Raw genomic sequence first — 20,686 nt, 5'->3', positions numbered from 1 at the left:
AGAGAAGTGGGAGCAATACAGTATCAGATACGGCTATTTTTGTTAGCAGTTAGTTTTCTAACGATTATTCCAGCCCGCAGTAATCATATAGCCACAGAACGGGAAATGGCAGAATCACTACGGTACTATCCGATTGTTGGGATATTAATCGGGTTAATTTTAGCGGCTACTGCCTATTTGGCGAATGCCTTAGGCCTAGGTCTAGGCGGAGATGCCCTGATAATCGTATTATGGCTGATTCTTCATGGTGGATTGCACGCTGATGGTCTAATGGATACTGCTGACGGGGTGTTCAGTGGCAAGGAGCGCTCAAAAGTATTAGAAATCATGCGTGACAGTCGCGTGGGTGCTATGGGCGTTTTAGTGTTCGTCGCGAATGTACTTTTGAAATTTGCTTTTCTAGCATCTTTGCCAGTGAACATTAAGATGTGGGCATTGTTGTTGGCCCCAGTGCTCGGGAGAGCGATGATTGTATATGCTATTAAGTATTACCCATACGCACGCTCAGGTTCTGGTTTAGGTAAGAGTTATGGCTCCTATGTTACAACCAATATAGTGATAGTAGCGATGATTACGGTAGTAGCAGTAAGTGTATTAGCTTCTCCTGTTGCGTCGTTATTTGGTATGCTTATAATATTACTTGCTGCGACGGCAGCAGCGCTATTCGTACATTGGATAGCAGGGAAATTAGGCGGCCATACAGGTGACACCTACGGAGCAACCTGTGAAGTGTCAGAAACATTATTAATAATTTTTGCCGTGATGGGACTGAAAGGCTTCTATGGATAAAATTAAAATAGGTACGGCAGCGGCTCCAGGGACTTGTGGAGAGCTAGTGCAGGGGCGAATTGATGGAATTGATTTTCTAGTGACATGTCCAATTGATATGTGGTCAAAGGTTTCTGTATTTCAGTCAGATGATATATCAGATAAAGGATTTAAAGCAATTAAAGAAAGAACAGAAGATGGTGAGAGTGCTTCGTTGGCAAAAGTCCAAAGGGCAATCTCAATCGCAAGTTCAAACGAATATGCAAATTTGAACCAACAATCAAATTCGAATCAACAAGCAAATAATCAGACTTTGCAATACATACACAGCTCTGATTTACCAACAGGCAAAGGTATGGCTAGTAGCACGGCAGATATAGTTGCGGCTTACACTGCAACCCGTCGATTTTTTGGCGTGGATCCTACGGCTGATGAACTTGCAAATGTGGCAATCTCGATTGAGCCAAGCGATGGCATAATGTACCCTGGTATTACTATTTTTGACCACATAACAGGACGCTGGACGGAGAAGCTTGGAGAAGCACTCAATATTAGCATTGTCATAATAGACCCTGGGGGCACTGTTGATACGATTGCCTTTAATAATAGAAGAAAGCTTAAACAGCTAAATGATAAAAAAGAAACTCAAGTAAAAAAGGCACTTAAGCTAATAAAAGAAGGCGTGATAGAAAAAGATTCCGAAAAATTAGGTGCAGGTGCAACAATAAGCGCCTGGGCCAATCAGGAGATTCTGCCAAAACCACAGCTACAGCAAATAGTTGACATCGGTAAGTACTGGAATGCGCTAGGTGTGAACGTAGCTCACAGCGGCACAGTTATGGGCATATTTTTTGAGCAAGGAGTTCATTGTGAGCAGGAAATAGCGGAATATATTCGAAAGAAAAACGCTAATTGGCGAGTATATACTACTAAGATGATATCTGGGGGTGTTCGTTAGTGCCAGCAATAAATCAGAAATCGAAGCCATTCCATGGCGGAAATGTTTGGGCCGCGGCGCGGAAATGGGGAACTCCCTTAGAAGAAATTATTGATTTTAGCGCAAATATAAATCCTTTAGGTCCATCTGTTCAGTCAATAGATGCTATCAACCAGTCAATAAAGGCTATTCATAACTATCCAGAGCCTGATGCTATGTCGTGTCGTACGATACTAGCAAAACACTTGTCAATTCCCATCGAAAATCTATCACTTGGTAATGGTGGAGCAGAATTGATATATTTACTTGGGAGACTATTTTACAAAAAACGAGTAATTGTGCTTGCACCAACATTTGCTGAGTATGGACAAGGGATTTTAGATGCCAACATAAAGGCCATACCATTAGACATAGCGAATCATTTTTCATTACCAATAGAGGAAATTTTGCAAGAATTGCAATTCGAGGATTTATTATTTCTAGGTAACCCAAACAATCCTACGGGCAAAGTATTCGAGCGAGATGAATTACTAGAAATCATCAATGTTGCTAAGGAAAAGAATGTAACAGTAATAGTAGATGAAGCGTTTATTGATTTTATTGCAGATGATAAGCATGTATCGCTACGCTCATATGTAGATGAATATCATAATTTGATAGTTTTGGGTTCTTTGACTAAGTTTTTTGCGATTCCAGCACTTAGAATCGGCTACGCTGTATCCTCAAAACAAACAATAAAGAAAATACAAGCGCTATTACCACCGTGGAACACCAATTTATTCGCCCTCGTAGCAGCAGAAGCGGCTTTATTAGACTTAGACTATATACAACAAACGAAGGTCACTGTGGCCGAAGAGCGTGAGTTTTTATATAACGAGCTAAGTTCTATAGGATTACTGGATGTGCTGCCAAGTGACGTGAATTTTCTATTATTAAGCATTAAATCAAGGAAAATAACAGCAAAAAATCTTTATGAACAGCTAGAAAAACAGGGAATTCTTATCCGCACCTGTGATTCATTTACAAATCTAACACCATATCACTTTAGAATAGCAGTACGGACCCGCGCTGAAAATGAACGCTTATTGCAAGCAATAAAGGAAGTGCTGATGGCATGCAATTAATCTTAGTAAGACACGGGGAAACTGAGTGGAATAGATTAGGAAAATATCAAGGTCATAGCGATATAGCGCTCAATGATAAAGGTCGAGAGCAAGCACGGATGGTCGGCAGTTGGATGCTCAACTGGCAGCGGGGACAGCAAACAGAAGTTTTAGCAATATACACAAGTGATTTAGCTCGTGCTATTGAGACTGGAGATGTTATTCGGAGGATGCTTGGAATTTCAAACAACAATATTTTTCAAGATGATAGAATTCGTGAGCTATCCTTTGGTCTATGGGAGGGTCTGACATTTACAGAAGTCTATGAAAACTACCGTGAGCAATTTGATTGCTGGTATAATGATACGCAAATGGTTAAAATACCTGGTGGTGAATCGATTGCCGATATGACACAAAGGTCATTGGAGTTACTGAAGAATCTTGCTACCGACAACAAGATCGATGGGACAATAATTGTAGTTACCCACGGGGGGACAATTAAAGCTCTCTTAAATCATTTTGATAATAGATACGATCTGTGGGATACCACTATCAAACCTGGGTCAATCACAATGATTTCTAGTAAGCGTGATTCGTTTGAAATACAAGAGGTTGGTGTCGTGATAGATATTTAGAGTCTGTTTATAAAATTTTAATTTGCTGTATCAATATCAACATAGTAAAATTAGAGTACAAACTTATATAAACGATAGGTGCCCAGAAGGGTTAAAAGGGAATTAGGTTAAGCCTAAGCGGTCTCGCCACTGTAACCAGTATCAACTTACCAATTTGTATTTAGTAAAGGTCAGTAAGCACTGGAAGCCAGGAACCTGCCTGTAGTTAGTAACAAACTCCCCGAGGTTGGGAGATTTGCTAAAATCTCTTGTTTAGTGAATTCTACCTTAGGGTAGAATTTTTAATTTTGTTAAAAATAAAAAGGGGTTAAAGGATAATGAAAAAACATAAATTGGCATCATTGATTATTATTAGCTTGTTATTTGCAGTAGCCGTAATTGGCTGCGGTCAATCAACACAGTCTGAACATACAGAACAACCTAAGCCAATAGATATACAGGAAAATGGGCAAGACCAAGTAGCAGAAGATCGTGATTTGCCACAACGTATTGTATCAATAGTACCTGGAATGACAGAGGTGTTATTCGATTTAGGTTTAGAGGATAGAATCGTTGGAGTTACATTAAACTGTGATTATCCAGTCGTAGCAGCATCGAAGGCAATCGTAGGTGACTGGATTATTAATATGGAAAGCTTACTGGCATTAGAGCCAGACTTAGTAGTAGGAATGCCATCAGCTAATTTTCAGACTTTAGATGAGATAGAGGCTTTAGGTATTAACGTGCTAGCGGTAGAAGCTCAATCTATAGAAGGTATTTATGAGATATATCGAGAAGTAGGTATTGTAACTGGAACAGAAGCTATGGCAGAAGAGATTATTGAGAATATGCAAAATCAAATTGCTACTGTAGAAGAAAAGATAGCGACAATAAATGATGAAGACCGTTTGCGTGTATTTTTAGAGATTGGTTACGAGCCGCTATATTCTGCTAGCGTAGGATCTTTGCAGCATGAGTTACTAATAATTGCAGGTGGAGTGAATGCTGTTACGGTAGAAAGTCCGTGGGTAGAATACAGTATGGAATCCGTACTTGCTGATAATCCTGACGCAATTATTATAACACATCCAGCTAGTACTGCTGCCGATGTAGCAAAGCGTAGTGGTTATAGTCAAGTAACGGCAGTAGTAGAAGATCGCGTTACCGATAACATCGATCCGAATATTTTAGTGCGCCCTACCCAGCGTGCTGCGCAAGGTATTGAAGAAATAGCAGAGTTCTTATATCCACAGTTATTTAACTAAACCATCGAGCTATTAAGTGAAATTTGAACAGAGGAGGCTGCACGTGAAGAATAACAGGTGGCTATGGTATGTATTGCTGTCGGCAATACTTTTAATATCATTTCTAGTAACCTCCTCAATTGGTAGCGCGGGAATAGATGCCTGGACTGCGCTGTTGATTATGTTGAGTAAAGTTCCTTTTGTCCGTAATTTCATTGATCCTTATTGGGCGTCTATGGCAGAGACAATTATTTGGCAAGTACGTATACCTCGGAACCTAACGGCCATTTTAGTTGGGGGTAGCTTAGCGGTAGCGGGGGCGAGTTTTCAAGGTCTGCTTAGAAATCCATTAGCAGATCCGTATATATTGGGGATTTCTTCTGGAGCAGCTGCAGGCGCAGCAATTTCAATTACAATCACGGGAATTGTGGGCAGTGCAGTCGTTGGGATTCCGATGGCGGCTTTTATCGGTGCAGCGCTAGCGATGTTCTTGGTATATAGCTTAGCGAAAATAGGCAATCGGGTTGATGTAACAACATTGATACTAGCAGGTGTAGTTGTTGGTTCTTTTATGTCGGCAGTGTTGTCTTTACTATTAATTAGAATGTATTCAAACTTACATCAAGTTGTATTTTGGATGATGGGCAGTTTAGGTAGGAGTGGATGGGAGCGACTATCCTGGACTGCTTTACTCCTCGTCTTTATCATTATAGGGTTATGTATGCTAGCTCGACCACTAAATATTATGTCGATGGGTGACTCTGTAGCACAAACCCTAGGGGTTGCTACGGAAAAAATAAAGCTACTCGTATTGGTTCTAGCAACTTTAGTAACAGCTTTAGCAGTATCTATTGCTGGTACAATCGGGTTTGTTGGACTGGTTGTACCGCACGTCGTTCGGTTGCTAATAGGGCCAGATCATCGAGCACTGTTGCCGATGAGCATATTCGTCGGAGGCATTTTCTTGCTATGGGCAGACACAATCGCTAGAACAATGCTTTCTCCTTCAGAAATACCGGTTGGCGTTGTGACTGCTTTTGTTGGAGCGCCGTTCTTTGGATACTTATTGCGCAAGCGAAAGAAATATAGGATTTGAACACTCTCGCCACTTATAGAAGTGGCTACAATAATTTTGGAAGCAAGGATTGAGTGTGTAATGATACGAGTATAGACATGAGGTGGGTTTAATGAGTGTAGAGATACAAATCAACAATATAACCTGTACCTATGATGCAGAGCCTATATTGGATGGCCTAACATTAGATATTAAGCCAGGCGAGATTCTTGGTATCATTGGACCGAACGGCTCAGGGAAATCTACATTGTTAAAATCTATTCTTGCCCAATTGAAGCTTGAACAGGGGCACATATATATAGATTCGAAGGATTTAGAGCAATGGAATACAAAGGAATTGGCACGAAAGCTAGCCGTTGTACCACAGGAAAGTGTAATGCCATTTGCATTTACGGTAATGGAAGTAGTGTTGATGGGGAGACACCCGCATCTTTCTTTTTTCGAAAATGAAGGAGAACACGACTACCAGATAGCTGAGCGTGCAATGAAAGCAACGAATACGTGGCATTTACGGGATCGGAATGTCCAAGCGTTAAGTGGTGGCGAACGACAAAGGGTGATTTTAGCACGGGCGCTAACACAAGAGCCGAAGATTATATTGCTCGATGAACCAATATCGAACCTTGACATTCACCATCAGGTAGAAGTGCTAAATCTTATTCGACAGCGAAATGAAGATGAAAACCTGACCAGTGTATGCGTCCTACATGATTTAAATCTGGCGGCCTCCCACTGTGACCGCCTAGCATTACTCTATCAGGGCAAAATTTATGCTTTTGGTACGCCACAAGAAGTGTTGACGAAGAAAAATATTGGAGAGGTTTACGATTGTAATCCTGTGATTATGAATCACCCGGTAACGGGAATTCCGCAGGTTATCATGATTAACACCGCTAAGATAAATAGAACAGGCAATGGCAAGAAGCTGCATATCATAGCTGGTGGTGGAAAAGGCGCTGCACTTATGGAGTTATTAGTGAGTTCGGGATATCAAGTGTCTTCAGGAATCCTAAATATTGGAGATACTGACTGGCAGGTTGCTAATAGCCTAGGAATTCCAGTTATTGAAGAAGAACCATTTGCACCGATTTCAGAAAATGCGATTACTGAACAAAGAAAAATGCTCGAGCTAGCGGATGTTTTGGTTATTTCAGACACTCCAATCGGCTTAGGAAACCTAGCGAATCTTTCACTTCTTGAAGAATACTTACGACAAGGTAAGCCGGTAGTCATTATAAGTGGAGAGAAAATACGAGAACGTGACTATACCGAAGGGAAAGCTACTGCTATAGTTCAGAAACTCTTCCAGTTAGGGTTACGGGACGCTCGAAATCTGAAGCAGCTCTCACAGATGCTAGATTTGATAAAAGTATAATGTGCTATCTATGAACCTGTTGCGAAAACGCAATGGGTTTTTTGTTTGTTTTTAAAAATGCATTTACAAAAAAAAAAGAGCGTAGTATAATGTTATAAAAGCTAACGCAGGATGTAATATAATTGACGGTGAAGTGTAATTGCAATTGTTTGATATGTTAACTTTATGGCATTTACTATAGAGCTTGAGGGGGAGATGCAATGTGGTGGTCTAATAAGGAAGGTATAAAAAAGTTAACGGAAAAAGTGGCTGATTACGCATCTGGTAATATGTCTGAGATATTAAAGCCAGAAGAATATCCAAGGGAAATCCGTGAATTAGCGTCATATATTGCTGAACTTTCTGAAACAGTAAGACAGTTCACAAAGGAAACGCAGGTATCCTCTAGTAAGGTAGTTGCAGCTGTTCAGCAGGTGAATAACGCTATTGTTAATTCCAGTGATTTATCTAAAGACATTAACAGCAAGGCAGAACATACAAAAAAGATGACCCAGGATATAGTTGCAGCCATAGAACAAGCCAATGAACAGTCCTCCGAAGTAAGTGCTGCGTCAGAAAGGATTACATCAATAGCAACAGATATATATCAGGATAGTATAGATACAAGCACATATGCTAAACATGGTAGCACTGCGGTTGCGGAGGCTACAAGTGCTATGGAAGACATAGAAGAATCGTCACAGGAAATACAGGAACGAATACGCCATCTAACACAGATGACAAAGGAAATTGATAGCTTCCTGGCGGCAATTCAAGGGGTGTCTGTACAGACTAACCTTTTAGCTTTGAACGCTTCGATTGAGGCGGCGAGAGCTGGTGAGCATGGTAGGGGCTTTGCGGTTGTAGCGCAAGAAATCCAGAAGCTTTCAAGTGATAGCGCGGCAGCAGCCAATTCGGCGAATAGTTTGTTGGTTCAGATAAATACTGGAGTTAGTGAGGCGGCAAAGGCATCAGAGCATGGTGCAAAAGCTGTAGAGATTGGAACCATGGCAACAGCTACAGCTGAAGAAAATTTGGCTACCATTCTGAAGGCTAGTGCGTCTATGGAAAAGAAGCTGTCTGAAGCAAGTGAGGCAAGACAGCTACAATATGAAGCAAACCAAAAAATTAGTCAATTCTTAGAAGATATGGTGAGCATGTGCGTAGAAACTAGCAATCAGGTTGAAGGAGTTACCGATGCTTTAATAGAGCAAGAAAAGCATCTTGTTGAAACACAGGATATGGGTGATATTTTAAGTGAAGTTGCAAACCAATTAGTAAATACAACAAGCAAAATCACTTTACTAGACATGACGGACGCTAAAAAGCAAGAGGTAGATTATAAGATACAAAAACTGTGTAAAGTAATTCAAGATACTGCAAAAAGTTCAATGATTCTTACAATGAATGCCGATGAACATATGCAACAGCTCGAAGGTTTAATTAAGCGAGAAAAAGATTTAGAGGCGGCGTGGACGAATAAGTTAAATGGAGAATTTGTTATATCGCTACCACCAGCAGGGATTGCCAACGCAAGCGATCGTGACTGGTTTAAAGAGGCGAGAAAGGGTGAGGTGTATGTTTCGCCGATATATGTATCCGCCATTTCATATCGTCCGTGCATTACGATATCAATGCCTATTCTGGCCGATAATAAAAAAATAATTGGAGTTATAGGTATTGATGTTAAGATAAGTGACAACTAACCATCAATATGTCTGTATTGATAAGTTATGGCATAAAAATAAGAGTCAGATTGAAGAGCTGACTCTTATTTAGAATTAATACTTTTTAAATTCACCAATTTCATAGTCGTTCAAAATAACTTCAACAGACTCAATAACAACATCATCTTTAGGTTTATCTCCAAAACCAGTTTTAGTTTCTGCTATTTTATTGACTACATCTTGATTTTCTATAACCTTACCAAAAGCAGCATAGCTCCCATCTAGATGAGGGCTATCTTTGTGCATTAGGAAAAACTGGCTACCAGCCGAGTTAGGATGCTGAGACCTCGCCATAGAGAGTACACCAGCGGTGTGCTTTAAGTTATTGTCAAAACCGTTTCCACTAAACTCGCCCTTAATAGAGTAACCAGGATCCCCCATTCCACTTCCTTGAGGACATCCGCCCTGTATCATAAAGCCTTTTATGACACGGTGGAAAGTAAGACCATCATAAAAACCATCAGATGCAAGTGACAAAAAGTTGTTGACTGAATCGGGAGCAACATCGGGATATAATTCTGCTGTAATTTCGCCAAAATTTTTGATTTTAAATTTAACTTGTGGATTCATATGTATACAAACCTCCTAATTTATTTTACAAAGTTAAATATACGCGAGTCACAAGCTAAAGGCAAATTTAATTTTACAATTTACAGCTTTTTAAACGCAGTTTCTTTAATGCTCTAAGTTTCGCTCATCAAGAATATGCTTCTGAGAAACTCTACGTTATAATGAGTTAAAAAGATAGAGATAACTGAGGAGACAAAAATGGACAATATCTTTAGTCTAAAAGGTGTTAAGTTTAAGAGCATATTAGATATAGAGAGCATGGAAATACCAGCGGCCAAAGTTACGTGCATTATCGGTGAAAGTGGTAGCGGTAAATCCACCCTGCTGAAACTTCTTAATCAAATTATTAGCGCGGACCAAGGGCGAATATTGTTTAAGGGAAAGTCAATTGAAGATATAGACACTATCGCACTCCGCAGACAAGTAGTGATGCTGCAGCAATCACCGGTTATCTATAAGGGGACAGTTCGGGAGAACTTGTTAATTGGCCTGCAGTTTTCAGAGTTACAAATACCCAATGAAGAGTTATTACTGCAAGCATTGCGCGATGTTAATGTAAAAAAACAGCTAGATGAAGATGCTGCAAACCTATCTGGTGGCGAGAAGCAGCGTGTCGCCATAGCAAGAGTAATGCTTATGGATCCAGAGGTATATCTGTTGGACGAACCGTCGTCCGCTTTAGATGAAGGGACTGAAGAGTTCATTATTGGTTGCTTGGTAAATAAAGTAAAGCAAAGAGGAAAGACGCTTGTTATGGTGACACATTCAAAAAAGCTAACAAGCTCTTTTGCTGAACACATTATTGAAGTTAAAAAGCGAGGTGGCGACTAATGAACGACATTATTGAGCTGCAATTATGGCAGATGGCAGCAGCGTATGTGTTTGTTGTCATTTTGATTGTGATAGTCAAAATCAAGGGAATCAAAAGGGAAACAGAGATACTTTTAGCCACTATTCGTATGACGTTACAGCTTATAATTGTAGCTTATCTTTTAAGCTATATGTTTGATATAAATAATCCGTGGTTTACCGTAGTCTTTTTAATCAGTATGCTAATTTTTTCAGTACATAATGTATTTAAAAGGGTTAAAACAGAGTTGTTGTACCATACTAAAATTGTCGTAGCTGTATCATTAGTTTCGGGTACACTGTTGAGTATTTTATATTTTAACTTTGTAGTAATTCAGTTCTCGCCATGGTATGACCCTAGATATTTTATTCCGATAGCAGGTATGATTATAGGCAATTCAATGACTGGAATAAGCTTAGGGGTTGCCAGGCTAACAGACGGATTTTATGAACAAAGGGCAGTAGTAGAGTCGTCATTAATGCTTGGTGCAACACCGAAGGAGGCCTCAAAAACGATAGTTAACTCAGCCTTTGATGCAGCGATATTACCGACAATTAACTCAATGGTAGGTATGGGGATTGTGTTTTTACCTGGGATGATGACGGGGCAAATATTATCTGGCATTTCACCAATAGTTGCAGTGGAATACCAAATCGCTATAATGTTAGGTATAGTCGGCAGCGTAGCTTTGTCAGTTATTATGTTTGTGCAGTTAGGCTACAAAACGTTTTTTAATAGTAGAAATCAATTAAAGATTTAAGTTTTTAAATAGATTTAATTTAAATATTAAACATAGCAAATGTTACTTTTATAATTTCAGTGGGGGACTATCAATGATTTTTGTGCTATTTTTTATTGCATCGATTGTTACAATCGTAGCGGCTGTTAAAGTCTCCAAGTATGCTGATGTCATAAGCGAGAAGACATCGTTTGGTGGTCTGATGATAGGTACGGTTTTGTTAGCTGGGGCAACTTCATTGCCTGAGATTACCACTTCAGCATCGGCAATAGCCATTAACAATCCAGACATTGCAATAGGTAATGTCCTAGGAAGTAACATCTTTAATGTCCTGATTATAGCGGTGTTAGATATATGGTTTCGCAGAAAGAAGATGTTTTTATTTGCTTCTTCAGAACATCGTATTACAGCTACAATTGGAACACTAATGATGGTGACAGTGATAATAGGTATTATGTCTGGGACGAGCTACGAGATATTTGGAATTGGACTTACGAGCTATTTGTTAATAGTTATATACATAGTTGGTATGTGGTTGATTTCGGCGATTAATAGAAAGGTTAGGGGCTCGATTTTAAAAGAGACGATAGAAAAAACGTCGATGGAATTGAATGTTGAAAAGGCAGTAGAGATTAATACCACTACAGTTAAACAAGCAGTCATGGGTTTTGTGGGATTTGCTTTTATAATACTTTTAGCTGGTAGCTCCCTATCAATCCTTGGGGACCAAATTGCAGTCATAACTGGATTAGGGTCAACGTTTGTCGGTAGCTTTCTGATTGCGGCTACGACGTCCCTGCCAGAGGTAGTGAGTGTTTATGCAGCATTACGATTATCGAATGTTAACTTAGCGATTGGAGCTGTATTGGGTAGTAATATATTCAACATGCTCATTATTACCTTCTCAGATAGCCTCTATCGGCCAGGGAGTATACTGTCGGCAATTGATCCAGTTCAGGCAGTGACGGCATTTGGTGGTCTAGTTATGTCCTTGTTAATATTGATGACTTTGTTCTATCGAAAAGCCAAATCTACATGGGCTTATTCGATGCCACCAGCTGTAATGATGATAGCTTATTTGATTGTGACCTATGTTATTTTTACTAGTTAGCTGTGTGAAATTTCAAGCAATGCTGTGATTAAGTTCATAGAAGAAGGCTTAATATAGATGTATGATAGAGCTATTAAACGGCAATTTAAATAAGTTGCCAAATTAGGAGGGTTAATAATGGAGCAACAATTTATCAAAAACATCCCGTTTTCACAAGCTTTAAGCATGCAAAATTTGGTCGAGTATCAGGAAGGTAGAGTTGTCAGTTTAACGCTAACGCAGAGGCCGAGCTTTAATATGACGTTGTTTGCCTTTGAAAAAGGTGAAGGAATCAGTGCCCATTCAGCACCAGGGGATGCATTAGTGCATATCTTAGACGGGAAAGCTGAAATTACTATTGGAGACGAAAAAATAATTGCATCTGCAGGAGAAGTTGTAGTTATGCCAGCAAATATTCCTCATGCACTAGGTGCGGTAGAGCGTTTTAAAATGTTTTTAGTCGTTGTTAAACCTTAGTAAAAAGCCGACAAAATAAATACCTAACATAATAAATATTCTAGTTAATGCCTCTACAAACAACTTGAAATGTTGCTTTTGTAGGGGTTTTCATTGTGGATTATAAAATTTCTTTATGAAAGTAATAAAGTAAGATACAATGGTATTAAGAAAAATATGGGTGTAGGGGGAGTTAGAATGTCTGCTCAGTACTGGGAATCGATTATTGATGCATTATTTCATAACAGTCCTGATGCTATTGTGTACTTTGATAAGGAAGAACGGATTCGGAATGTTAATCAGAAATTTTCGGAGATTTTTGGCTACACCCTAGAACAAGTACATGGTAAAAATGTTAATGAAGTAGTAGACCCAGAAAACAGAATGCATAATTATGCATCTGCGGAAATTCTGCAGGGCAAGAATATTATTAGGGAAACTGTTCGTTATACTAAAGATGGAAATGAAGTGCCTGTAATTATAAGGGGAGTCCCACTGATGTTAGATGGTGAGGTCGTCGGGGGATACGGAACATATATCAATATGACTGATTTAAGCTTAGCTAAAGAGCAGGTTAGCATCTACTCCCATGCATTAGAATATAGCCCTAATTCAATTATAATGACAGATGTACAGGGGACCATTACATATGTTAACAATCGTTTTACTAAAGTGACAGGTTATTCGTCGGAAGAAGTAATTGGCAGCAATCCCCGTATCTTAAGCTCTGGCAATACAGCAGAAGAGGTTTATGCTGATCTTTGGAATACAATAAAAATTGGTGGTATATGGCGTGGAGAATTGCAAAACCGAAAGAAGAATGGTCTGTTGTTCTGGGAGTCTGTTTCTATATCTAGTATAAAGAATGTCGATAATGAAATAATCCGTTTTGTAGCCGTCAAAGAAGATATTAGCGAGCGAAAAGAGCTAGAACGGAGCAATTACTACCTAGCATATCATGACCCGTTGACGGGACTACCTAATAGAGTAAGCTTTATTAACCACATTAATAGACTTCTTGATGACAAAGGTCACAAAGATTTTGCAGTATTGATCATTGATCTTGATCGTTTTAAAAATATTAACGATTCCCTAGGGCATGATTTTGGAGATCTTTTGCTACAAGCTGTAACTGAGCGATTACAGGAAAGCTTAGACAGCAAATCTAGAGTTTTTCGGGTTGGTGGAGATGAGTTTACCGTTGTATATGAAGGAAGTCAGAAATTAACGGATACTGCTGAGAATATCCTAACGATTTTTAAGGAGCCCTTTGAAATAATCGATAGGCGAATTTACATGACTGTAAGTGTGGGGGTGAGTATTTATCCGCAAGATGGCATTGAAGTCAATATGTTATTAAAAAATGCTGATGTAGCAATGTATGCTGCAAAAAATAAAGGTAGAAATCAGTATGTTTTTTACCAAACTTCAATGAATGAACGTGCCGAAGAGCTGCTGCTATTAGAAAATGAGTTAAGACAAGCGCTAGAGAAGGAACAGCTAGTTTTATATTATCAGCCTCAAATAGATATAAAAACTAAAAATATAATCGGATTAGAAGCGTTGGTTAGGTGGAATCATCCAAGGTTAAAGTTTGTGTCCCCTGCGGATTTTATACCATTAGCTGAAGAGACAGGTTTAATTGTGCAGATTGGTGAGTGGGTGCTAAAGACAGCGTGCAAGACAATGAAAAAGTTATTAGAGACAAACTTTCCAGCGACTAATATGGCGGTTAATATATCTGTAAAACAATTTACGCATCAAGGCTTTATAGAGACGGTAGAACAGGCATTACAGGAGGCTAATTTAGAGCCGCGCTATTTGGATTTAGAGGTTACAGAGAGCTTGGCCATGAATGATGTAGAGTGGGTGGCTGAGACGTTGCATGTTCTCAGGAGAATAGGTGTAACGATTTCGATTGATGATTTTGGTACTGGTTACTCTTCTTTGAACAATTTTAGAAGCCTTCCGATTAACAAGCTAAAGATAGATAAATCATTCGTAAATAGGGTCACCTTTGACCAAAAGGATGATGCTATTGTTAAATCTGTGATAAATCTTGCCCATAGCTTAAACCTTACGGTGATTGCTGAAGGTGTAGAGACTTTAGATCAGTTTGAATTACTTCGTAATTATCGCTGTGATGCATTTCAAGGATATTTATTTAGTAAGCCCGTTCCAGAGGGGAAGTTAAATTCATTGCTAATGTCACTAAAATAGTTAGCAATAGAAGGAAAATTGTTAAAAAGCAGAAAAATGTAGAAATTTATTGCAAAAATATATTGAAGTTAATAGATAGGTGATGTAGTATACTAGTTGGGAAATTAAACGTAGGTAATTGGTCGTATTTGTCGCTAAGCACAATAATATAAAATGTTCAGAAAATAGCAAACTGACTGAAAGGTCAGGACGCAAAGCTATGGGTCTAAGTCTATGTAATATAGATATGATAGCCAAGTTGCCTAACATTCTAAGAAATGGGGGTAGCTATTTATAGCTGCCCTATTCTGTTTTTCTGGATATTGGTAATAAGTTTACTTTGTTTGACAAAATAAGCCAAATAATAAGTGCGTAATGATCTAATATTTCCAAATAGAAGTATGTGTTAATGAAATAGTTGGAGATGAGGAGGAGTGTAATGAAAAGGACTACGTTTGTAATTATAGCAAGTTTTATGGTTCTAGCAGTTGTATATCCGGTGTATGGACAAGCTGATGAACAAATTAGAGTTTCTGGAGCAAGTACGATGTTTCCGTTTGTTGCAGAAATATTGGAGCTACACAAAGAAATACATGGTGTGGAATTTGAGATTGCTGCTGGTGGAAGTGGAACAGGGATTAATAATACTATCTCTGGAGCATCGGATATAGGAATGGCTTCAAGGTCAATAAGTGATAGTGAGAAGCTGCAAGTAGAAGATTTATTAGTTGGATTAGATACAATTGTCTTCGTTGTTAACGAAAGGAATCCAATTAATGAAATTTCACAAGCTCAATTAAAGGAAATGTATAGTCAAGAAAACGTAACCTGGGAGCGTTTTGGTTGGACTAATACACCTATTGTATTAGTATCTAAGGAGATAGGTAGAGCTACACTTGATCTGTTCGAAGATTTTGCAGGAATAAAAAGCCCATACAGGGAGCAACAAGAAACGCCTAAAATTTTAGAAAGTGCCATAGAAGTAGGGGCTAACCTTGAGGTTGCGACTATAGTAGGAGGAATTCCAAATGCTATAGGTTACTTATCTTTAGGGACTGCTGTAGAGTTGCAAGAACGCGGTATGCCAATCAAGATATTACGCTTAGAAGGCGTAGAAGCTACGACTGATAATATCGTAAATGGAAGTTATCCTATCTTAAGGGAATTGAATGTGGTTTATCGTGCAGATAATGAAGCCAAGGTCCAATCACTATTAGAGCTATTACTTAGTGACCAAGGGCAGGAAATTATTGAAAAACACTCATTCATTCCAGTGAATTAAGGAGGGCATCATGAAAATATCTATTGGTAGAAAAATCATTATTCCCTTTGCAGTTCTTGGGATATTCACTGTAATCGCGCTGATTGGGAGCTTTGTTCATCAAAACAGTACGATGTCGTCGTTGTTAGAATTAGAGCATAATGTAGCATATATAGAAAGCCAATCAAAAGAAATAGTAAGTGATATTAAAAGTGGTATTTTAACTAATGACGATGAATATGCGATTTTGGCTGCTCAAAAATCATTAGCGGTGTTTGATGCTATAGAACACTTAAAGGATCAAGTTCCAGAGCAGGCAGCAATTATAGAAAGAGAATATACCGACTTCTATACAAGTATAGTAGCTGTTCAGGCAGTATTTTTAGAAAACAGGACGGAGGAGGGTGCTGTCCGTCTGCAGGAAGTATCAGATAGGGAGCAAGCCTTGAATGCAGTATTCAATGATGTAAAAATGGAAGTGGAGCATCATTACAATCAAGCACAGCAACTCATTGCAATTATGCTGGGAGTTGTTATTGCTGCCTTCGTTGTCATGATTACAGTTGTAAGGTTTATAATATTACCTAAATTAATTATCAATCCAATTAAGGAGACTGTTAAGTTTGCTGAAGCATTTGGTGAAGGCGACTTAACGAAAACTGTCCCTGTCTATTATGATGATGAAATAGGCGACCTTGGAAAAGCATTAAATCAAGGGATTGAAAAAACTCGTAGTGTAATGAGAAATGTATTAGATGCTGCTAATGACGTAAGCGCATCAAGCGAAGAGTTATCGGCAACCACTGAAGAAATATTAGCACAGACACAGACGGTAAAGCATAGCAGTCAGGAAATTGCTACTGGTATGGATATTACGAAGGATACAATGCAGTCAGTTGAAGTGTTTGGTGATCAGGTAGTTGATGCAGCATCTACATTAGCTGGGAAAGCCGATTCTGGACACCAATCTGTAAAAGAAATTGAAGAACGTGCTACGAGATTAAAGCATAACGCGGAGCTTTCCTTGGAGAATAGTCAGAAAATGTACGAAGATAAAAGAGTACAGGTTGTAAAGGCGATTGAGGAAGGGAAAATTGTAGAAGAAATAGGTAAGATGGCTGATACAATTTCTGGCATTGCCGAGCAAACTAACCTACTAGCGTTAAATGCTGCTATTGAGGCTGCTCGTGCAGGAGAGCAAGGAAAAGGCTTTGCTGTTGTTGCTGATGAAGTCCGTAAGCTAGCTGAACACTCATCAACGACTGTTTCTGAAATACAAACTACAATTTCACTTGTTCGCGAAGCCTTCAATAATTTATCAGTTAATACGGAGGAAATTCTTAAATATATTAACGAAATAGTAGCCAAAGACTATCAAGAAATGGTTACTAATGGACAAGCATACCTTGAGGATGCAGAACTTGTAAGTAACCTAGTAGCTGATTTCGCAGCAACCAGTGAACAATTAAAAGCATCTATGCAAGAAATTGATCGAGGGTTAAAGGACGTTTCTGAGGGTCTTGAAGAAGCAACAGCAAGCTCTCATGGGATTAATAGTAATATCTCTGAAACTGCTGGAGCCGTAGAAGATATAGCGAAAGTTACACAATCGCAAGCAGAGCTGGCAGAAAAGCTGAATGAGCTTGTGCAACGCTTTAAAGTATAATTCAAACTTAATATAATCTAGAGGAGCTGTCTATGTGTTTTAGGCAGCTCCTTTTGCATAGCCAAAATTTATAGTTCGTGTGTATATGTGTTAGACTAAATAACTACATATAAAATCAAAATTATAAATAATAAAGTTTAACCTCACTACAAATTGAAATAATATATTGGAGGACGAGATTTTGAAGAATTATATTTTTGACTTAGATGGAACCTTATTTCAAGCAGATTTAGTTGCCATACCAGCATTTAAACAAACCTTTGCGCGTCTGCGTAAGGAGGGTCTCTATGCAGGTCAACCACCTAAACGAGAGCAGCTCTTATCAATGTTTGGCCATACCCTTGATAACATATGGGACCAAATCCTGCCAGATACAGAAGCCACTGTTAAAACTAAAGCCGATGATTACATGATATATTACGAACAAAAATACATTGATGATGGCAACGGAAAACTATACGAGGGTACAGAACAATTATTACAACACCTAAAAGCTAATGGGAAGCGTTTATTTGTAGCTAGTAATGGTGCAGAAGCATATGTTAAACATGTAGTACATAGGATGCAAATAGCGCAATACTTCGATAAAGTTTACAGTGCAGGGGAATTTAACACGAGTACGAAGGTAGACTTAGTGGACAGGATTATAACTGACTACCAGCTTAAAAATGATATAACATGTATGATTGGTGACAGAGAGACAGATATAGAAGCGGGTGTCAAGAACAGCTTAATGTCAATTGGTTGTTTATATGGCTATGCTAGAGACGAGCAAGAGTTTGAACAAGCCAATTATAAGATAAAAGAAATATCAGATGTAACAAAAATTTCAATATAATAAGTTGCTTGATATGTGCACAATATATTAAAATAGGGTTATAAGGTCAAAGTAAGTCAAAGTCAAACAGGTCATTAGCCCGTTTGGGCAGATTAACATAATGTAGGTGATGTAGAATGCTGAGCGTTTCAAATATTATTGAGAAACATATAAAGGAACTTTTTCTAAAAAGTAACGTGTCCATGATTGAAATAAAGCGAAACGAGATGGCTGATCGATTTGACTGTGCTCCTTCGCAAATTAACTATGTGATGCAGACGAGATTTAGTCTAGAGAAAGGCTATATTGTAAAAAGCAAGCGTGGTGGTGGCGGATTTATTAGAATACAAAAAATAGATATACCTAAACAAAGAAGTCTTCATCGGGCTGTCATGCAATTTGTAGGAGAAGAGGCATCACAGGAACAGAGCCTAGGTATAATACAAAGGCTTCATGATGAGCGTGTCATTACCAATCGCGAAAAGCAAATGCTTAAGGCCGCTATGTCAAGGGATGTACTGGGGGATGACGTAGCTTTCAAGAATAAATTCCGGGCAAAGCTATTGGGTGCTATGTTTTCAGCAATCCTTGGCAAAGACCTGTGAGCAAGGGAACTATTATATTATCGCAAGGAGGAGTCGACATGGATTGTCAAGAATGTAAAAAGCGACCAGCAGCTGTACATTTGACAAAAATTATTAACAATAAAAAAAGCGAAATGCACTTATGCGAACAATGTGCTAAAGAAAAAGGGGACGTTTCTGCTAACTTTTCATTCCACGACTTATTATCGGGACTGCTTAATTACGACAATAATAAAACTAATGTGTTTGAGCAAAAGCAATGTCAACAATGTGGTATGACATTTCAACAATTTTATAAGGTAGGAAAGCTGGGCTGTGCTGACTGCTATCAATATTTTGGCGAGCAATTAGACCACATACTTAGGAAGGTCCAAGGTAAGCTAGGCCACACAGGAAAAATACCTAAACGTATAGCGGGAGATATATCCGTGAAACGACAAATCAGCCAGCTACGTCAGCAGCTACAAAACAGTATTTATGAAGAGCGGTTTGAAGAAGCAGCAGCGTTCAGGGATCAAATCAAAGCCTTAGAAAAGCAATTAGAGCAATAAGGAGGGATTTGCCATGGAGAAATATATAGACAAAGGTCTGAGCGATTGGATGCAGCAGGATGGTCCAGAATCAGATGTTGTTTTAAGCAGCAGAGTAAGACTAGCTCGCAATATTAAAGGCTTACCCTTTGCGCCTTTAATGACTGACAAAGCCACAAAACAGCTTATTGACCAAGCGCGAAATGCCATGAACCAACAATATCTACAGGAGTTAGGGTCGTTTGAGCTATTAAAGCTTAAGGATATAAGCCCGTTAGATCGAAAAATATTAGTCGAGAAGCACTTGATAAGTCCTAAGCTCGACAGTGAATATATGCAAACAGCTGTCGTGCTGAAAGACGATGAGGCAGCGAATGTTATGCTTAATGAAGAAGATCATATGCGAATTCAATGTATATTTCCAGGATTCCAGCTACGAACGAGCTATGATTTAGCTAACCAAATAGATGATTCCTTAGAGGCCACGATTGACTATGCTTTTGATGAAAAATTGGGCTATCTAACTAGCTGTTTAACGAATGTAGGCACAGGACTTAGGGCGTCTGTTATGGTTCATATACCTGCTCTTGTGATTACTGGGCAAGTAAAGCGATTATTAAGTGCTATACAGAGAGTTGGATTAGCGGTAAGGGGTTACTATGGCGAGGGCAGCGAAGCCGTAGGTAATTTGTTTCAAATTTCTAACCAGATAACACTGGGATATAGTGAAGATGAAATCCTTGAAAACCTCGAGGATGTGATTAAACAAGTAATTGAGCATGAGCGAGATGCCCGTAAGCATGTTTTGGCACATATGAAAATAAACATAGAAGATAAAATCTACAGATCCCTAGGAATTTTATTATATGCCAGAGCAATTTCTGGTCAGGAAGCTATGGAGCGCATTTCAGACGTACGCTTAGGAATTGATTTAGGAATGTTAAAAGGTATATCCGCTAATATTTTGAAGGAGCTTATGGTTATTACTGGGCCAGGCTATCTACAAAAATTAGCTAATCGCGAACTATCTTCAGATGAATGGGATAGCAAGCGAGCCAAAATAATTCGTGAAAGATTAGCAAATATTCAAATAGATAAGTAA

20 protein-coding genes and 2 riboswitches are annotated in these 20,686 nt (G+C 38.8%); of the genes, 19 read left to right on the top strand and 1 reads right to left on the bottom strand.

Annotated features, from left to right (window positions below; translation table 11 throughout):
- Nucleotides 1–6 precede the first annotated feature (6 nt).
- The 8 genes from cobS (at nt 7) to BHF68_RS04020 (ending at nt 8,801) form a co-directional block, all read left to right on the top strand.
- A complete protein-coding gene (gene cobS / locus BHF68_RS04055) occupies nt 7–789 on the top strand; it encodes an adenosylcobinamide-GDP ribazoletransferase (protein WP_218070321.1) in 783 nt (260 codons plus the stop codon).
- Nucleotides 782–1,726: a GHMP family kinase ATP-binding protein gene (locus tag BHF68_RS04050; protein WP_069642383.1), complete on the top strand. Its 945-nt coding sequence runs from the start codon at nt 782–784 to the stop codon at nt 1,724–1,726. Before cobS ends, BHF68_RS04050 begins: the two co-directional genes overlap by 8 nt.
- Complete coding sequence (cobD, locus tag BHF68_RS04045; protein WP_176719871.1) at nt 1,726–2,829, top strand: threonine-phosphate decarboxylase CobD; 1,104 nt, start codon at nt 1,726–1,728, stop codon at nt 2,827–2,829. The genes BHF68_RS04050 and cobD overlap by 1 nt, the downstream gene beginning before the upstream one ends.
- Entirely contained in the window at nt 2,820–3,443 is a 624-nt protein-coding gene (locus BHF68_RS04040; protein ID WP_069642382.1) for a histidine phosphatase family protein, read from the top strand. Before cobD ends, BHF68_RS04040 begins: the two co-directional genes overlap by 10 nt.
- 59 nt (nt 3,444–3,502) lie before the next feature.
- Nucleotides 3,503–3,660: riboswitch (cobalamin riboswitch) on the top strand.
- A 100-nt stretch (nt 3,661–3,760) separates the two neighbouring features.
- Nucleotides 3,761–4,687: an ABC transporter substrate-binding protein gene (locus BHF68_RS04035; protein ID WP_069642381.1), complete on the top strand. Its 927-nt coding sequence runs from the start codon at nt 3,761–3,763 to the stop codon at nt 4,685–4,687.
- A gap of 43 nt (nt 4,688–4,730) precedes the next feature.
- Nucleotides 4,731–5,762 (top strand): FecCD family ABC transporter permease, encoded by a 1,032-nt coding sequence (locus tag BHF68_RS04030; protein ID WP_069642380.1) that lies wholly within the window; start codon nt 4,731–4,733, stop codon nt 5,760–5,762.
- A 91-nt stretch (nt 5,763–5,853) separates the two neighbouring features.
- Nucleotides 5,854–7,116 carry a heme ABC transporter ATP-binding protein gene (locus BHF68_RS04025; protein WP_069642379.1) on the top strand — a complete coding sequence of 421 codons (1,263 nt, stop codon included), beginning with the start codon at nt 5,854–5,856 and terminating at the stop codon, nt 7,114–7,116.
- A gap of 200 nt (nt 7,117–7,316) precedes the next feature.
- Nucleotides 7,317–8,801 carry a methyl-accepting chemotaxis protein gene (locus BHF68_RS04020; RefSeq protein ID WP_069642378.1) on the top strand — a complete coding sequence of 495 codons (1,485 nt, stop codon included), beginning with the start codon at nt 7,317–7,319 and terminating at the stop codon, nt 8,799–8,801.
- A 75-nt stretch (nt 8,802–8,876) separates the two neighbouring features.
- On the opposite strand, the gene BHF68_RS04015 is transcribed toward BHF68_RS04020, so the two are convergent.
- Nucleotides 8,877–9,392, bottom strand: a complete 516-nt coding sequence (locus BHF68_RS04015; protein WP_069642377.1) for a peptidylprolyl isomerase — start codon at nt 9,390–9,392, stop codon at nt 8,877–8,879.
- 198 nt (nt 9,393–9,590) lie between these two features.
- Here BHF68_RS04015 and BHF68_RS04010 point away from each other — a divergent pair, with 198 nt between their 5' ends.
- The 11 genes from BHF68_RS04010 (at nt 9,591) to BHF68_RS03960 (ending at nt 20,686) form a co-directional block, all read left to right on the top strand.
- On the top strand, nt 9,591–10,223 hold the full coding sequence (locus tag BHF68_RS04010; protein ID WP_069642376.1) for an ABC transporter ATP-binding protein: 633 nt from the start codon (nt 9,591–9,593) through the stop codon (nt 10,221–10,223).
- Nucleotides 10,223–11,002 carry an ABC transporter permease gene (locus BHF68_RS04005; RefSeq protein WP_069642375.1) on the top strand — a complete coding sequence of 260 codons (780 nt, stop codon included), beginning with the start codon at nt 10,223–10,225 and terminating at the stop codon, nt 11,000–11,002. Before BHF68_RS04010 ends, BHF68_RS04005 begins: the two co-directional genes overlap by 1 nt.
- A 73-nt stretch (nt 11,003–11,075) precedes the next feature.
- Nucleotides 11,076–12,092, top strand: coding sequence for a sodium:calcium antiporter (locus BHF68_RS04000; RefSeq protein WP_069642374.1), 1,017 nt, complete (start codon nt 11,076–11,078; stop codon nt 12,090–12,092).
- A gap of 117 nt (nt 12,093–12,209) precedes the next feature.
- Nucleotides 12,210–12,548, top strand: a complete 339-nt coding sequence (locus BHF68_RS03995; RefSeq protein ID WP_069642373.1) for a cupin domain-containing protein — start codon at nt 12,210–12,212, stop codon at nt 12,546–12,548.
- A 177-nt stretch (nt 12,549–12,725) separates the two neighbouring features.
- Nucleotides 12,726–14,747, top strand: coding sequence for a sensor domain-containing protein (locus BHF68_RS03990; protein ID WP_176719870.1), 2,022 nt, complete (start codon nt 12,726–12,728; stop codon nt 14,745–14,747).
- A 156-nt stretch (nt 14,748–14,903) separates the two neighbouring features.
- A riboswitch (cyclic di-GMP riboswitch) is annotated at nt 14,904–14,993 on the top strand.
- Between the two features lie 172 nt (nt 14,994–15,165).
- Nucleotides 15,166–16,008, top strand: coding sequence for a phosphate ABC transporter substrate-binding protein (locus BHF68_RS03985; RefSeq protein ID WP_069642372.1), 843 nt, complete (start codon nt 15,166–15,168; stop codon nt 16,006–16,008).
- A gap of 10 nt (nt 16,009–16,018) precedes the next feature.
- Complete coding sequence (locus BHF68_RS03980; RefSeq protein ID WP_069642371.1) at nt 16,019–17,653, top strand: methyl-accepting chemotaxis protein; 1,635 nt, start codon at nt 16,019–16,021, stop codon at nt 17,651–17,653.
- Nucleotides 17,654–17,834: 181 nt separating this feature from the next.
- The gene (locus BHF68_RS03975) at nt 17,835–18,491 is read left to right on the top strand and encodes an HAD family hydrolase (RefSeq protein WP_176719869.1); all 657 of its coding nucleotides are present in this window, start codon (nt 17,835–17,837) and stop codon (nt 18,489–18,491) included.
- Nucleotides 18,492–18,607: 116 nt separating this feature from the next.
- Nucleotides 18,608–19,075: a CtsR family transcriptional regulator gene (locus BHF68_RS03970; protein ID WP_069642369.1), complete on the top strand. Its 468-nt coding sequence runs from the start codon at nt 18,608–18,610 to the stop codon at nt 19,073–19,075.
- Nucleotides 19,076–19,113: 38 nt separating this feature from the next.
- Entirely contained in the window at nt 19,114–19,605 is a 492-nt protein-coding gene (locus tag BHF68_RS03965) for a UvrB/UvrC motif-containing protein (protein WP_069642368.1), read from the top strand.
- A gap of 13 nt (nt 19,606–19,618) precedes the next feature.
- Complete coding sequence (locus BHF68_RS03960; protein WP_069642367.1) at nt 19,619–20,686, top strand: protein arginine kinase; 1,068 nt, start codon at nt 19,619–19,621, stop codon at nt 20,684–20,686.

Origin of the sequence: Desulfuribacillus alkaliarsenatis (genome assembly GCF_001730225.1) — a bacterium.
Classification (GTDB): domain Bacteria; phylum Bacillota; class Bacilli; order Desulfuribacillales; family Desulfuribacillaceae; genus Desulfuribacillus; species Desulfuribacillus alkaliarsenatis.
The sequence above is the reverse complement of the archived record's forward strand: the minus strand, read 5'-3'. Positions and strand labels throughout refer to the sequence as shown.